General features: G+C 42.9%; 10 protein-coding genes and 1 pseudogene. 7 read left to right on the forward strand and 4 right to left on the reverse strand.

The features are described 5' to 3' along the window. Positions 1-170: 170 nt before the first annotated feature. From HWQ44_RS11615 to HWQ44_RS11625, 3 genes are all read left to right on the forward strand, one after another. Complete coding sequence (locus HWQ44_RS11615) at positions 171-905, forward strand: cyanoexosortase B system-associated protein (RefSeq protein ID WP_292718588.1); 735 nt, start codon at positions 171-173, stop codon at positions 903-905. Positions 906-1,124: 219 nt separating this feature from the next. Next, positions 1,125-2,483: a polysaccharide biosynthesis/export family protein gene (locus HWQ44_RS11620; RefSeq protein WP_292718590.1), complete on the forward strand. Its 1,359-nt coding sequence runs from the start codon at positions 1,125-1,127 to the stop codon at positions 2,481-2,483. A gap of 249 nt (positions 2,484-2,732) precedes the next feature. Beyond that, on the forward strand, positions 2,733-4,922 hold the full coding sequence (locus HWQ44_RS11625; RefSeq protein WP_292718592.1) for a tyrosine-protein kinase domain-containing protein: 2,190 nt from the start codon (positions 2,733-2,735) through the stop codon (positions 4,920-4,922). Positions 4,923-5,064: 142 nt separating this feature from the next. Here the strand turns inward: HWQ44_RS11625 and HWQ44_RS11630 are convergent, their stop codons facing one another. After that, complete coding sequence (locus HWQ44_RS11630) at positions 5,065-5,736, reverse strand: rhomboid family intramembrane serine protease (RefSeq protein ID WP_292718594.1); 672 nt, start codon at positions 5,734-5,736, stop codon at positions 5,065-5,067. 132 nt (positions 5,737-5,868) lie between these two features. Further along, positions 5,869-6,582, reverse strand: coding sequence for a rhomboid family intramembrane serine protease (locus HWQ44_RS11635; RefSeq protein WP_292718596.1), 714 nt, complete (start codon positions 6,580-6,582; stop codon positions 5,869-5,871). A 175-nt stretch (positions 6,583-6,757) separates the two neighbouring features. Here HWQ44_RS11635 and HWQ44_RS11640 point away from each other — a divergent pair. Next, a pseudogene (locus HWQ44_RS11640) lies at positions 6,758-7,479 on the forward strand (hypothetical protein). Between the two features lie 484 nt (positions 7,480-7,963). Then, positions 7,964-8,620 (forward strand): hypothetical protein, encoded by a 657-nt coding sequence (locus HWQ44_RS11645; protein WP_292718600.1) that lies wholly within the window; start codon positions 7,964-7,966, stop codon positions 8,618-8,620. Between the two features lie 209 nt (positions 8,621-8,829). On the opposite strand, the gene HWQ44_RS11650 is transcribed toward HWQ44_RS11645, so the two are convergent. Beyond that, on the reverse strand, positions 8,830-9,888 hold the full coding sequence (locus HWQ44_RS11650) for a glycosyltransferase family 4 protein (protein ID WP_292718602.1): 1,059 nt from the start codon (positions 9,886-9,888) through the stop codon (positions 8,830-8,832). 618 nt (positions 9,889-10,506) lie between these two features. On the opposite strand from HWQ44_RS11650, the gene HWQ44_RS11655 reads away from it, so the two are divergent. Continuing rightward, positions 10,507-14,739: a DUF4347 domain-containing protein gene (locus HWQ44_RS11655; RefSeq protein WP_292718604.1), complete on the forward strand. Its 4,233-nt coding sequence runs from the start codon at positions 10,507-10,509 to the stop codon at positions 14,737-14,739. 111 nt (positions 14,740-14,850) lie between these two features. On the opposite strand, the gene HWQ44_RS11660 is transcribed toward HWQ44_RS11655, so the two are convergent. Beyond that, positions 14,851-15,795, reverse strand: coding sequence for a glycosyltransferase family 2 protein (locus HWQ44_RS11660; RefSeq protein ID WP_292718606.1), 945 nt, complete (start codon positions 15,793-15,795; stop codon positions 14,851-14,853). 153 nt (positions 15,796-15,948) lie between these two features. On the opposite strand from HWQ44_RS11660, the gene rplS reads away from it, so the two are divergent. Continuing rightward, positions 15,949-16,311, forward strand: a complete 363-nt coding sequence (gene rplS, locus HWQ44_RS11665) for a 50S ribosomal protein L19 (protein ID WP_196527330.1) — start codon at positions 15,949-15,951, stop codon at positions 16,309-16,311. Positions 16,312-16,323 lie beyond the last annotated feature (12 nt).

The raw sequence follows: 16,323 nt of genomic DNA on the forward strand, positions 1-16,323 counted from the left end.
GGGGAGTTGGGAGACAAGGAAAATAACCCATGCCCAATGCATATATATCAAGGTTTCCACACATGAATGGCCTTTCTGATTGGAAAGTATTAGGTAGATTGTCAATATTACTGAACCCACAGTGTTATTTTATAAAGTAAAATTTTGCCTAAGTATTGCAAATTTTACTGATGATTTCCTTCTCCAAGTTTTTCAAGGAAAACCAATTGAGTCAGGTAGCAGCGCTTTTGTTATTGCTACTGCTACTGACAATTGCAGGGATTCCCGGATACCTGACAGGACACTGGCAATGGAAACAGCCGCCCCCTGTTACTACCCTCAATGAGTTAAGACAGATCCGCAAGACTGGGTTAACCCTTCCTGGTTGGCAAACCATTGAACAAGCAGAACAGCAAATTGGTGAACACAAATGGTCTTTGCAGGTAATTAAAAAAGAAGGTTCCCAATCCCAGGCAATCTTGCTTTTGTTGCCGCAAAATGGGCCTATGGATCAACCAGAGGTAGAGTGGACAGACGTTAACGGCTGGGGAAGGTCACGCTGGGGAAAGTGGGATGTTGCTCAATCTCGTTCTGCGGAATTTACTGTGAAACCGCCTGCAAAGTTGGCTTCTAGTATCGAAACTAAAGTAGAAGCGAGGTTTTTTCGCGCCTCCACACCACAGCAAACCTTTGCTATCTTGCAATGGTACGCTATGCCAGACGGCGGAAATACATCACCTTTACACTGGTTCTTAGCGGATCAATTGGCACAGTGGCATAAGCAACGCACTCCTTGGGTGGGCGTGAGCATTCTGATTCCAATGGAACCTTTAGGGCAGGTAGAAACATCTTGGTCTTTAGCCCAGTCTATTGGGGAAACAGTCCAAGCTGCATTGATGGCAGGCCCTTTGTCAAGTCTGTTATAGATGCCTTTGTGCAGAAATTTATCAAAAGTATCTCTATAATTGCGTTCACTCTAAAACTCAGCTAAAAGATGTTAACAATATGAAGCTAGAAATTAAATTTAGCAAAATTCTTCTCTTTCTCTTAGTAAATACTTGCAGATAAAAGAGATATCTAGGACATTTTTAGAGTAAAATAACCACTCGGCGCGACTAATTCCTATATCAGTATTTTCTACACCGATGTTTATAGATCCCAGTTATTATATGCGTGGATTCAGCGCCCTGTGTTGTGTAAGTCTTCAAGTAGGAGTTTTCTTAACAACACCTATCCAACTTGTTGTTGCCCAGCCTTTTCCACCTCAAGGACAATCACCAAGGCAACCCCCCTCGCCTGTACCAGGTACTGAGGTTGTACCTCCAGGTGCAAATGACGAAATTTCCCCCCAACTCAGCCGCTACCTCTTGGGCCCAGGAGATATAATTGGCGTTGTACTTCAGCGTCCTCCTGGCCCATACCGCTTAGGAATAGGAGATGGAATTAGCGTTTCGGTTCAACGCTTTCCAGATTTGAGCTTTCAAGCTTTAATCAACCCAGAAGGTAATATTGTGGTGCCGTTACTGGGAACAGTTTTCTTACAAGGTTTAACTTTGCAAGAAGCTAAAGAAAAAATTCGCTTGGGTTTAAATCGTTATGTGGTTAATCCAGTAATAGTTTTAGCCTTAGCAACACAGCGTCAAGACTTCGGTTTTCAAGCTGTAATTAGTCCAGAAGGCAACATCGTAGTGCCGCAAGTGGGAACGGTGTCATTACAAGGTTTAACCTTGGAAGAAGCTCAAGAAAAAATTCGCTTGGGTTTAAGTCGCATTTTCCCAGATTCAATCGTGGTAGTATCTTTGGCAGGGACGCGACCAGTTCAAGTTACCATTAGCGGGGAAATATTTCGACCAGGAATTTATCCGATTAATTCATCAACACCCCGTGTTGCTGATGCCTTGCTAATATCTGGTGGTTCAACGTTGAATGCAGACCTACGACAGGTGCAAATACGGCGGAAGTTGATTGATGGTTCTGTGATTTCACAAACTATTGATTTATATGCAGCACTGCAAAATGGTGGTTCAATCCCTAATTTACGCTTACAAGACGGAGATGCAATACTCGTACCCCGTCGGGAAGTTGGTACTGATGACGGTTATGATCGCAATTTGGTAGCACGTTCATCCTTGGCTGTACCACAGATTAGAGTCCGGGTTTTAAATTATGCTGCGGGAGGTCTTTCCATTCAAGCACTGCCTAACGGCAGTACATTTGTAGATGCTTTGGGAGGAGTAAATCTCGACACTGCTAACCTGCGAGACATCGCTCTGGTTCGCTTTGATCCGGAACGAGGTCAAGCTGTTACCCAGAAACTTGATGCTAAAAAAGCTCTGGGCGGTGATGCGTCCCAAAATGTAGCACTTCAAGATAATGATGTTCTTGTTGTTGGTCGGAACCTCATCGGTAGAATTACTAATTTCCTGACTACTATTACCCAACCTTTCTTCAATGTTCAATCCTTTCTGCGATTTTTTGACAACTTCGGTGGTGGTTCAAATTAGTGACTTTAAAAGAAGGATACAATCTGGAAATAGTTGGGAGTGGAGGAAGCCACATCTCCAACTTATGTTTGAATTCATTAATGGAAAAATTTTAAAGATATCAACCGATATATACAGTAGGAAGTTGATAGCGTCCTTATATCCAAGCCACTATCTTGAGTTTGGTGCTTCCTAATTTTGAATTTTGTTAGCGCAGCGTTAGCGAGTCTGCGAGCGTCATTTTAAATTTTGAATTGGAGCGAAGCGACCATGACCCCACCAATTGTTAAGCGCTATCTTATTGCTTTTGATAAGTATAAGTGGATTGGACTAGCTAGTTTTGTTTTAGTTGTAGCAGGGTCAACGGTAGTGGCTATGCAACCAGAGCCACCTACTAGCTATATAGCATCTGCCGCACTTACTTATAATGGCCCACCAGTTTCTTTCTCTACAACTGGTAGTCAAATCCAACAGCAAGGAAAGGAACTGAATGAGGATGTTTTACTATCAAACCAGATAATTGGGGCAGTGGCAGAAAAAGTCGGTGTCAAACCGAAAAAGCTCGGTGATAGTATCGTCCTTTCTCTACCTAAAAAAAACGCCAGGACTGGAGAATTAGAGTCTACGACCTTTGAACTGAAATATGTAGATAGTGACGCCAAACGAGCTATACAGGTCTTGGCGGAATTGATGCAAGCGATGATCAAGTTGAGTAGTGATATCAATACTGGGCGATTACAAGCAATTATTCAAAAAATTAACGATCGCACACCACAAGTTAAACGAGAATTGCAAATTGCTGAGAAGAAGTTGGAACAGTACGATCGCATAGAGCGAACGGCAATATTGGCAGCAGAGAATGGTAGCTTATTAAGCGCCATTACTGCCAGCCAAAATCTCCAACGGCAAATTCAATTAACTATTTCTGGGGTTGATGGTCAAGTTCGCAGTTTACAAAATAAGTTAGGCTTAACAGTCGGACAAGCTTATATTTCTTCTGCTTTGAGTGCCGATCCAATTATTGGTAACTTACGAGCGCAAATTTATCAAAGTGAGTCGCAAATCGCCGTTCTGAGAAAAGATTTGCGACCGGAACACCCAACGATGGTTCAGTTGCTGCGTCAGAAACAAGCTGCTGAGGAATTGCTGCAACAACGGGCTGCGGAGGTATTAGGTGGTGATGGGACGGCGGCTCCGCTTCAGGGTAGTGTTGCAGGTATTCGCACCCAAAGCAGCTTAGATCCAGCCCGCCAGCAATTAGCAAACCAAATGGTGTCTTTGCAAACCCAACGGGAGACGCTGCAACAACAACTAACTCAAGAAATCCAACAAGAAGCGCAACTACGGCGAGAGTATTCTCTGATACCTAATAAGCAATTAGAGCGATCGCGTTTAGAACAGGAGGTTGCCCTCAAAAAAGCCATCTATGACCAAATGCAGGTGAAGCTAACCGATGCTAAAACCGCAGAGGCAGAAACTACTAGCAGCCTCAGCATTGCCAGACGCCCCACAGTCATTGTCGATCTCAAACCTCCCAAGAGTGTGCCTATTACCCTAGCTGTGGGTGGTTTATTAGGTGTGGTGATTGGTGGCGGGGTAATATTTTTGTTAGGAGCACTGGAAGGGACTTTCAAAACCAGGGAGGATATCCGCCAGAGTCTCAAGCAACGAGAAGTGGCAGTGTTGGGAGAATTGCCTTTAATGCCAGTTGATGATTTGGATCAAGAAGCTGTGCCGGTGGTACTTTCCCAGGATTCTCCTTATTTAGAATATTATGAAAAATTCCGTAGTAATCTGCGCCGAATTGGTGGTAAAAACTTAAAGGTGGTGTTGATTACTAGCACCAGTAGCCTAGAGGGTAAAACCGCAAGTGCATATAACTTGGGTGTTGCTTCTGCCCGTGCTGGGAAAAGAACCTTGATTATCGAAACAGATTTGCGATCGCCTTCCCGTTGTACATCTTTGAAAGTAATTCCTGATCCCGACGCCACTATTGAACCCCTGCGTTATTACGCTAATTTAAGTGAATGTATTCGTTTAGTTCCTGATGTAGAAAATTTATACATTGTTCCTAGCCCTGGCCCTGTGCGGCAATCCGCTGCTATTCTTGAATCTAGCGAAATGCGACGGCTCATGGAGGATGTTCGTGAACGTTTCGATTTAGTCATTTTAGATACTAGTTCTCTCAGCATATCCAATGATCCTTTGTTAATCCAACCCTACAGCGATGGGATCGTACTAGTGGCGCGGCCACACTATACACAAGAGAATATGCTAGGTGAAGCTATCGATCAATTGGTTGAATCTGAACTAGGGTTATTGGGAGCAATTATTAATGGTGCTGATATCATCGTTTCTGTACCTGAAGAAGTTGCACAATCATCAACATTTACATCTGAGGTAGAACCGAAAATTGTAGAAGAATCTGAAGAAGTTTCAGCAAGTGCCAACAAAAACTAATAGTTTCCCAATAGTGAATTGCCAAGTTGGAATTACTTGTATAACTTTGGGTAAAACCTTGGGGAATTGAGGGTGGAAATTTTAATGCCCAGGGGCGCACAGGTACGCAGAGAATTTGCTCCGAGTTTAGAAAATACTGTATTTAGTCACGCCTAAACAACCCAAATAGGGGAGCGAGAATTACCCCAAAAACAAAACCACCGATGTGGGCCCAGTAGGCAACACCACCAGTTTCCACAGTCATGTTAGCGGCTGTTTGCAGGGTAGCAAGACCAGATATCACATTTTGCACAATGAAAAGTCCAATTATTACTAGCGCTGGAACTCTGATTGTGGTGATGAAAAATCCCAAAAATATTAAGGTCATAACTTTAGCGTGGGGAAAGCGGATAATGTACGCACCCAAAACCCCAGAAATTGCACCACTTGCCCCCAAGGAAGGAATCGCAGAATTCATACCAATAAACCATTGGCACAAGGCAGCTAAAGCACCACACGCCAAATAAAAAATCAGATATTTGGCATGACCCAATCGATCTTCAATATTGTTGCCAAAAACCCAGAGAAACACCATATTTGAAATTAAGTGCCACCAACCACCGTGTAAAAATTGCGACGTAAATAACGTTATCCACTCTCCACTCAAATTGGTGGTTAACTCTTGAGGCACTACCGCATACTGACTTAAAAACTGATTCAATTGTCCATGTGACAGACTCACCTCGTGAATAAAAACTAAAATATTCATGCCAATTAACCCGTAGGTGAAATACGGGGTGATTCGCGTCGGATTTTCGTCGTAGAGGGGAAACACAGGTGTTTTTCCTAAATTATTGACTAACTGCAATATAGCTTGTAAGGCTAGCAGTTGCGAAGGTTAGACAATTTCACCTATTAAATCAAACAGTATAATTGAGGGGTACGACGATACTATGAAGAATTACTTCTACCAAGATTCTTCCTGAGATTTATCGCTAAATAAACCCAATAGTGGGCCGAGAATTGCCCCAAAAATAAACCCACCGGCATGGGCCCAGTAGGCAATACCACCGCTTTCCATACCGATGTTAGTACGTGCTTCAAGACTAGTAAGACCGTAGAAGGCTTGTTCCAGAAACCAGAATCCTAAAAAGAAATATGCCGGGACACGGAAAGTTGGGAAGAAAATCCCTAAAGGTACAACGCCGAGAACTTCGGCGTTGGGAAAACGGAGAATGTATGCACCCATAACACCTGCGATCGCACCACTTGCACCCAACGAAGGAATGCTAGAATCTTGAGCGAAGAACCACTGGGTCAAGGATGCCAAAATACCGCAAGATAAATAAAACAGCAAATATTTGGCATGACCTAACTTATCTTCAACGTTGTTACCAAAAATCCACAGAAACAACATATTGCCAGCTAAATGCAAGAAACCGCCGTGCAAAAATTGTGAGGTAATCAAAGTTGCCCACTCTGGTACTGGTTGATGTACAGAGATGCCTCCAAAGCTTAAAGTCAGTTCTCGTGGAACTACTGCCGCAAGGTGTAAAAATCCATTTAATGCTTGTGGGGGAAGACTTGCTTCATAAAGAAAAGCGAGGACATTGGCAGCAATCAGTCCATAAGTTACATAAGGCGTGATTTTTGTCGGATTATTATCTCTAATGGGAACCACGAGCGTTTTTTCCTGATTTTAAGACAGCAATTCTACAATACTGAATTCTGTAAGTAGTTTCTTCTACCTCGTGGATGGCTTTCGCTTTTAGACTTAAAAACTGAAAGCCAAACCCCTAAACCATTCACTGCATCTGATTCCAATTCAATAGCTGACCAAACCCACTGACAAACTCATGTTTTTTTCAAATTCTCTGGAAAATCAACTCCAACGGTGGAACGAAACCATTCGGAATCAGCCGAAAAATCCTAATGCTTACATTCGCCGAGGCATGGTTAACTTTCAACTGGCCAAGATTGATGAATCTATTCAAGATTTTGATATGGCAGAGCAATTAGATGCTCGTATCAAACCCTACCTCTGGCAACGAGGATTGTCGTATTATTATGCAGAAAGATTTACTGAGGGCACTGAACAATTTGAAATAGATTTGACAGTGAATGCTCAAGATGTAGAAGAAACAGTATGGCGATATCTCTGCATAGCTCGTTCGTTAGGTGTTGAAGAAGCACATAATTCTTTACTAACTGTAAAAAATGACCCTCGACGGATTATGCAGCGCGTATATGATTTGTATGCAGGAAATTGTACACCAGATGATGTTTTAATTGTTGGTCAATCCGAAGGGATAAAGGGAAATTTTTACAGTCATCTTTACTTGGGATTATATTACGAAGCTGAAAATAATCTTGATTTAGCTCAGGAATACAGCGCTTCCCGCTATTATGCAGCACATTTTTTTTCTTGCCCCTTTCTTAGCATACTTTTCAGTTTTAATGATGTACCTCATAGCTGCCGGAAGTGCTGTATATAGTGAAAGCTGCTGATAATTACAAAATTGATGATTATATGTGGTATCTGGCAGACGTACATAAAACCCTGCGACGATGGTCTTGATTTGCTCAATAGTAAATAAATTAAGCGTTATGGAAAGGGAAAGGTAGAAAATATTCCCTAGACGAGGAGGCTTTTCGTAAGCGTTGATGCTTTAGAGCGGCTATACGGATGAAAGAGACAATCACGATCGATTGGTAATCTGCTGCAAGTTGCTTTAATCCTTGTTTCCGTGTCCCTATATCTTTGCGTTACCCCTAATCATAAGTATTTGACCAAAATTAAACACATATTGTCTAATCTGTCAATCAATAAGTTCTAATTTAGATTTTTTATAAAGATTGCGTAAAATTACTAGTTCTCGTGATAAAGCATTACAAGAATTGCTTTATAAATCAATCTATGAGTAGATATAAACTCAGTTAGCAATCACACATTAACCACTATTTATCTAGCAGGTAGATAGCAGTTTCAAAGTGGGTTTTTGCTGTTTGATTTAACCCACGCGGTATAGCATTCTGTTAATCAATATCAAAAGGACACAAATATGACTAGAATTACAACAAAAATAGCCTTGTCTGTTCTAGGAACAGCAGGAATTAGTTTTTTGTCTTGGACACCAGCAAGAGCCGTCATCTTTGTAGAACCCATTGTGACGACTCAAAATCAAGACATACTCGACACGAAAAAGCCAAGAACCCTTACAGACTATCTACCAGGGCAAGTAATAGAATACGGTGTTCCAGATGTAGCTAATAACTTTCTAAATGCCACCGGGTACGATATAAATAGCTTGGTCTTTGATTTAAAAACGCTGTCCTATAGTAATCCGAATTCTACTCCACCATTTGATAATGAACCAGTGCAGTGGGGAGATGTTAATGGAGATGGAAAGATTGGTTACTCTGCTAATCCTGATCTAAAAAATATTTTTACAGACATTACCGTTGATGGTAGTACTATCACTTTTAGTGGTGGCGTAATCCCAAACGGAACTCTATTTTACAATCCATTCGCTACCCTGCCTAATCTAGCGCCAGGTGGTGGAATTATTCCACCAATACCAGCAGAGGTAGAGGATAAAGATGGACCTATCAGAGTGGCTGCTTATTACACCGCTATTCCTGAATCAACTAACGTTTTGAGTGTACTGGTCTTTGGCGCTTTAGGCGTAGCTTTAAAAGTAAAGCGATCGCTTTGTTAATTCTGTTATATCAAGTCCGGTTAATTACTTATGATTACCGCATCCGTGCAAAAATCAGGAAAATCTCTTTCTCCCTGCTCCCTGCACCCCTGCGGTCTAAATGATAAGTGCTTTACCCGAACATGATATTACTGGGGACTGGGGACTGGGGACTGGGGACTGGGGACTAGTAAAACATAACTGATAATCACCAATGCCCCATGCCCCCCTTATTCTGTAATTAATTCACGATACACTGCCAGTGTTTCCTGATGGACGCGGGCAACATTCAGCCGCTGTAGGTTTTTATTTGCCCGTTGTTTCCACTCGTGCAGCATCTCGGCATTACTCAGTAATTGTACCAAGACCACAGCCAAAGCATTACTATCTTTTGGTGGTACTAAAAGACCCGCTTGCCCATTGTCTAAAGCTTCAGGAATTCCGTCTACCTGAGTGCCGACGATCGCAGTTCCAGTTTCTCTAGCTTCCGAAAGTACCAAAGGGCAAGGGTCACGGTGGGAAGCCAGCACAAATATGTCACAAGATATCAGATAGCGTTGAGGTTCTGGTTGAAAGCCTTCAAAATGAATGCGTTCCTTTACCGAAGTTGCTTCTGCTTGTGCCTCAAATAGCTGTTTATCAGGGCCATTTCCGACCAAATAAAGATGGGCTTGGGGAAAATCTGAGGCAATTTGTTCAAAGGCAGCAATTAACTCAGCAATGCCCTTGCGTTGATACATCCCGGCTACAGTGGCGATCGCTGGATGCTGTAATGGTAAAGGTTGATAATCTTGTATCTGTCGGGTGCGGGGACTGCCCAAAGTTCCGTTACATACTACCCGCAACTTGTTTTCTGGAATACCACGCCTAATCATAGAATCACGCACAGCCTTACTGACAGCAATTACCCTGTCAGCTAAACCCATTAGCAGGCTGGCACGCTGAAATTCGTTGTGGACTGTAGAAACTAAAGCATACTTGTGTCCCTTAAAAATACGTGCTAATATTATGCCTGTCATCATGTGGGCATGAACAATATCCGGTTGAAATTCAGCTGCGATCGCTCGGTAACGCATAGCTGCTTTGATCGTATTTATCGGTTTCCTGCTTTGGTCTAGTTGGTAATGTTTGACACCACAAATATCTAGTAAAGCCTCATATTCACCACCAGCAGAAACAACCGCTACCTCATAACCAGATTTTGCCTGTAGACAAGCCAGATCCACAGCCACATTCACAATACCGTTACCTATTTCTTGAACGTGGTTCAAAATATGTATGATTCGCATAATCTTTGAGATGTGTATAAAAAATAAAGATAAGTAACTGAGTATAAATCAACATAATTATTGAGGTCTTCAGTGACTACTCAAAAGTAGTAAGTAGTGCGTAAAATTGACCACTTTCTACTGATTAAGAGCGCTTCTAACCAGTTACTTAGCTTAAAGACTTATTCAGTAACGGCTCGATAAATCGGGGTAAAACTTCAAAATTATCAAGACTGAATCTGCTATTTTAAGTCACTACAGCCTTATTTCCTATTTCCCAATACCTGGCATCTAACTCTAGTACAACAAAGCAGAGATATAAATATCATTCAACACAGCAGTCAAAACAGAGAATAAAAGTCTTTTGATTTTTGAGTTCTAATTACTCCAGATTGAAGCAAGCCAAGCATTGCGTCCTAGTTTCTATTCCTCGTTTGTTTCCAGAGTCACTCAACAGTTCATTTATCAGCACTCCTGAAATACTGCTTTACAAAAACAGCAATTTGCCTGATGATAAACAAAGGAAATTAATAGTAACAAATAATTCATTATTACTGTTAATAATTGTGTGAAAACCCTGTAATGACAAAGCTTCAGTCTGTTTGAGTTGAACTCATAACCTTAGTTTAAGGTAATAAAATGGCAACGTTACATACTCCACACTTCCAATTAAATTCCGTAATTCCCACTTCATATACGCATAACCTGGTCTTCATCGACACGGCAGTTGAAGATTATCAGAGTTTAATTAATGGTGTTATCCCCAACACCGAAGTATTCGTTATTGAGCCGACGCAGAACGGTGTTGAGCAAATTACGGAGATTTTGGCAACTCATGCTGACCAGAATCTTAGCAGCATTCATATTGTTTGCCACGGTGTCCCTGGTAGCTTACAACTGGGCAATACTCACTTGGGACTCGATACCCTCGAATACCATAGCCAGCAACTGCAACAATGGCAGAAGATATTTTCCACCTCGTCCAAAACAGATCAACGATTAGTTCCATTTGCTACAGATTTTGTAGCAAACTTACTCATCTATGGTTGTAATGTAGCTGCAGGTGATGTGGGGTCAGAATTTGTTGCTAAATTACATCAACTTACAGGAGCGAATATTGCTGCTTCGCGTCAGCTCATAGGCAGTGCGGCATTAGGAGGTAACTGGGAACTGGAAGTACGCACCACTGATATGGAAGTGAGTTTAGCGTTTGCAGAAACGACGCAGAAAGCTTACGCGGGAGTACTGGCGACCTTCACAGTAAATAATACCCAAGACGCAGATGATGGTGATACAAACAATGGTATCACAACACTCCGCGAGGCAATTAACTTAGCTAATGCGACTACTGGGGATGATGCGATCGCCTTTGGGGGTATATTCAGCGATACCACGCCAGATATTATCACTCTCACCTCTGGGCAACTGACAATTACCGATGATGTCACCATTCTTGGAACTGGAGCATCAAAGCTCACCGTGAGCGGAAATAATGCCTCTAGGGTGTTTGAGATATCGGGATTCGGGAGAGACGTCAGTATTGATGGTTTAAAAATTGCTAACGGCAATGATAGCGGTATTTTGGTTGATACCAATACCTTCCTTAGCCTAAGCAATAGTAATGTATCTGATAATACGTCAACCTCCAGCGGCGGCGGTATTAATAACAAAGGCACCCTTAAACTTGCCAATACTAATGTCTCTGGCAATACGACAATCTCTAGCGGCGGCGCTATATCTAATCAAGGCGTCCTTAACTTAATTAAAAGCAGCGTCTCTGACAATACTGCAACCTCCAGCGGTGGCGGCATTTATAGCGAAGGCGTCCTCAACCTAACCGAAAGCAGCGTCTTCGGCAATACGGCAACTTCCAGCGGTGGCGGCATTTATAGCGAAGGCGACTTCAAGCTTACCAATAGCACTGTCTCTAACAATACGGCGAACAACGGCGCCGGTATTAATAACGGAGGAACTTCTTTTTTTAGCTTCGGTACAAGTACCCTGACTAATAGCACTGTCTCTGACAATAAGGCATTAGAAGATGGGGGTGGAATTTCTAATCTTAGCAACCTTAACCTCATCAACAGTACGATTACCAATAACACCGCTGACTCGAACGGCGATGGTGTTGGTAATGGTGGTGGTATTTTCAGTCTTGAGCCTGATTTTTATCTTCAGAACCCACTCACCGTTGTGGGCAACACCATTATTGCAGGCAACTTCGACAAATCTAGCTCTGGCGATATCAACCCCGACGTGTCCGGCAGCAGTTTCAGAGATTCGGGCAATAACCTGATTGGTAATCAGACTGGTAGTACTGGTTTTACCACTAGCACCTTAGTGGGCACAAGCGCCAACCCCATTAATCCAAAACTCGAGCCGCTGCAAAATAACGGTGGTGCAACCTTAACTCATGCCTTACTTGCAGAGAGTCCCGCCATTAACGCAGGCAATAATTCCCTAGTTGCAACTAATGTCACTACTGACCAAAGAAGTGTTGGATTTAACCGAATTTTCAACGGTACAGTTGATATTGGTGCTTATGAAGTCCAGTCTCCCATCAACCCGCTACCTGTTAACACTGACACAATAGTGACTAATACCAACGATTCTGGAGCAGGATCGTTGCGGCAGGCGCTCCTGAATGCCAACGCGACTGCTGGGGCGGATACGATTACCTTTGCAGGCAGCGTGTTCACTGATGCTACCCCAGATATCATCACCCTTACTTCTGGGCAACTGACGATTACTGATGATGTAACCATTGTGGGAACTGGAGCATCTCAACTGAGCATCAGCGGCAATAATGCCTCCAGTGTATTGGAAATCACGGGCACAGGGACAGATGTCAGTATTGATGGCTTGAAGATTGCCAATGCTAATGATGTCATATATGGCAGTATTTTCCTTGATAGCAATGCCAGCCTCAACTTGACTAATAGCACGATCTCAGACAACCAAGGAGCAGTAGGAGGCATTTTTAACAGAGGCAACCTCAACTTGACCAACACCACTGTCTCTGGAAATCGGGGATCAACATTAGGTGGTGGTGTATTTAACACAGGTACTCTCAGTCTGACTAATAGTACTGTCTCTGGGAATAGAGCATACCTCTACGATTTATTCAATGCCTACGGTGGCGGCATATTTAACACAGGCACTCTCAAAATAACGGGAAGCACTGTCTCTAATAATACAGCATATGCCGAAGGTGTATCGTACCGTAGTCCTAACATCTACCCATCCTATGGTGGTGGCATTTATAACTCTGGCACTGTCGATATAACAGGAAGCACTCTCTCTGGTAATGGAGCAGGAGACGGCGGTGGTGTCTTTAACGATGGTACTTTTAGCCTGACTAATAGCACAGTCTCTGACAATAATGTATTTTCTAGAGGCGGTGGCATTTATAACAACAACGGCACTCTTACTCTCACCAACGACACTATTACCAATAACCAGGCAAGAGGTAGTTACAACATTGAAGCTGAGAATGGAGGTGTTTTCAATGAATCTGATGCCATTATTATCGTTGGAAATACCATCATTGCAGGCAACTTGGTTCAAGGAGGAAGCTCTATCATTAACCCTGATGTTGAAGGAAACTTTACCGACCTTGGCAACAACCTAGTTGGTGATAACACTGGTAGCACTGGCTTTACTACCAGCATTCTCATCGGCACCAGCGCCAACTCCATTGACCCCAAACTTAGCCCCCTGCAAGATAACAGCGGTGCAACCTTTACTAATGCCTTAATTGGGAATAGTCCCGCCATTAACGCAGGCAATAATGCTCTACTTCCAGCAGGTATTACCACAGACCAACGCGGCGCTGGATTTGACAGAATATCTAAGGGTACAGTTGATATTGGTGCCTTAGAGTTCAACGGGCTGAATGGAACCAATGACGCTGATAATCTAATGGGCAACAATTATGGTGACATAATTAACGCTCAAGCCGGGAATGATACCATCACAGGTAATCAAGGCAACGACATCTTAACTGGTGGCGGTGGCAAAGATAAATTTGTTTACAATTTAGGTGATGGTGTTGATATCATCACCGATTTCGGCGGGTTAGGAAAAGGTTCAAATCCCTCGGCAGCGATCGCTAGCGAATTGGATACGCTAAAATTCCAAGGTGCTGGATTGACAGCCCGAAATCTGCTAATCACCCAGAATGCTAATAATCTGGAACTGAGCTTTCAAGGGGTGGCTGATGACAAAGTTATCCTACAAAACTTTCCCCTGGAAAACCTAGACAACCTATCAACGCTGGGCAATATCTTGTTTGATGAGCAAAGCAACATTCGTGACAGCTTTGATGTTTTTAATGCCAACTCTACCCAAAGCACCATCTTCAATAAAAACACAGTCACCTTTCTGAATGACCTGAACAACAATGTCGATGGATTTGACAACTCAGATGATGTCATTAATGGTCAGGGGGGTAATGACCGCATTGATGGCAAGAGTGGCAACGACCTACTACGCGGTGGTGAAATTTACGATAACGATACTCTCATTGGTGGTGCTGGCGATGATACCCTAATTGGTGGTGCAGATCGCGATACTCTGACTGGCGGTAGTGGTCATGACCAGTTCATCTACCAAACCTTGAGTTATCTTGATGATACCATCACTGACTTTAATCAGAGCGAGGATAAGTTAGTCCTGACTGAAGCGTTTAAGAATCTTGGCTACAGTGGCAGCAATCCCATTTTAGATGGCTACTTACAGTTTGTGCAGTCGGGTACTTCTACCCAAGTTAATTACTCTTCTTATGGTATTGGTTCTTACTTTTTCACCTTGGCGACTTTGAGTAATTTCACTGCGACAAATCTGGTACTTGGTAGTAACGTCCTCGTCTAGCGCCCAGACTTCAACGTGAGCGCTCACGCCGAAGTCTACCAGTCGCACAGAATTTAATTCTGAATTCTAGCGACTGGCGTTTTTATTCTGGGTATTTTGCCGGACATCAGATTACGACTCAATTAACACAAGTTTGCGAACCTGAGAATTGTTTCCCTGAGAGCGGCGTGATGAGGCAGCAGTGAGCAAAAACTTCCAAGACTGAGGAGAAAGTATAGACGGATCTATCATTGAAAGAAAACTCTTGAGATTTTTTTGCTTCAGTGCTACTAAACTCCAATGGAGTTTCAGGTAATTTTTGATATCTTGAAGCAAAGGAATCTTTGAGCGATGTTGCTCATTTACCAAGGCGTAAATTTTTTCCTTCATCAAAATATTTGTCGCCAACCGCCGAGACAAAGAAAACTTTTGATTATACGCACCCGGCCAGATAGTCCGGTAAGCAAGACACTGGTTGAAGAAAATAGCATCGCCAAACTGGGCAATCCGAATCCAGGAATCGATGTCATCACAGTTAGCATCGAGTGTGGAGTCCCAACCACCAGTTTGCAGGAAAGCATCACGTCGGCAAGCTACTTGTACAGGTGTGCCAAAGGGTACAAGCTCTAAAAGCATACCGTAGTGAATATCAGCTTGTGGGATATAAAAAGCTAAACCAGGGCCAACTTGGGGGGTGCGAGAAAGTTCAACTTCATTACCATCCACCTGAGCCGCCACACAAGAACAGATTACAGCATCGGGACAAAGTGCGATCGCCTTTGCCATCTCTTCTATGCAGTTAGGCGCTAAATAGTCATCATCATCTAAGAACTTAATCCAGTCGCCACTAGCTTTGGCAACTCCAGCATTCACCGTTGCTGCATGACCAAGGTTCACTTCATTCCGGTGGTAAACAACCTTGTCCCCTAAGCTTTTGAGATATGTTTGGGTGTCATCAGAAGAACAATCGTCGGCAACAACCACCTCACACTCGATTGTTTGGTTACGAGCCGAATCAATTGCTCTTTGTAGCAAATTCAAGCGATTATAGGTACTGATGACGACGCTAAATTTCATAAATTTCACCCCTGTGGTACAGCATTCTGCAATATAGCTTTGATCTTTAGGCTGTTGTATCAGTAAAATTATCAATCCTAACAAGTAGACTGAAATAGGATTATCGATTTATCATTGATGATTGTGAGTTTTTTTTAAGCAGACAGAAAGACTATGAACGCTCAAGAGATTATCCGCTCCATTGAAGCGGAACACATAAAATCGAATTTGCCTGACATTTATGTGGGCGATACTGTAAAAGTAGGAGTGAAAATCAAAGAAGGCGAAAAATACCGCGTACAACCCTACGAGGGAGTAGTGATTGCCAAACGCAATGGTGGCATCAACGAAACTATTACAGTCCGTAAGGTTTTTCAAGGCGTAGGCGTTGAGCGGGTATTTCTGTTGCATTCTCCCCGAATTGACAGCATCAAAGTATTACGTCGCGGTAAAGTCCGCCGTGCTAAACTGTATTATCTCCGCGATCGCGTAGGTAAGGCAACCCGGATCAAGCAACGGTTTGACCGCCCTTTGTGATTCATCCTTTAA

It is taken from the genome of Nostoc sp. JL34 (assembly GCF_017114945.1).
In the GTDB taxonomy this organism is placed as follows: domain Bacteria; phylum Cyanobacteriota; class Cyanobacteriia; order Cyanobacteriales; family Nostocaceae; genus Nostoc.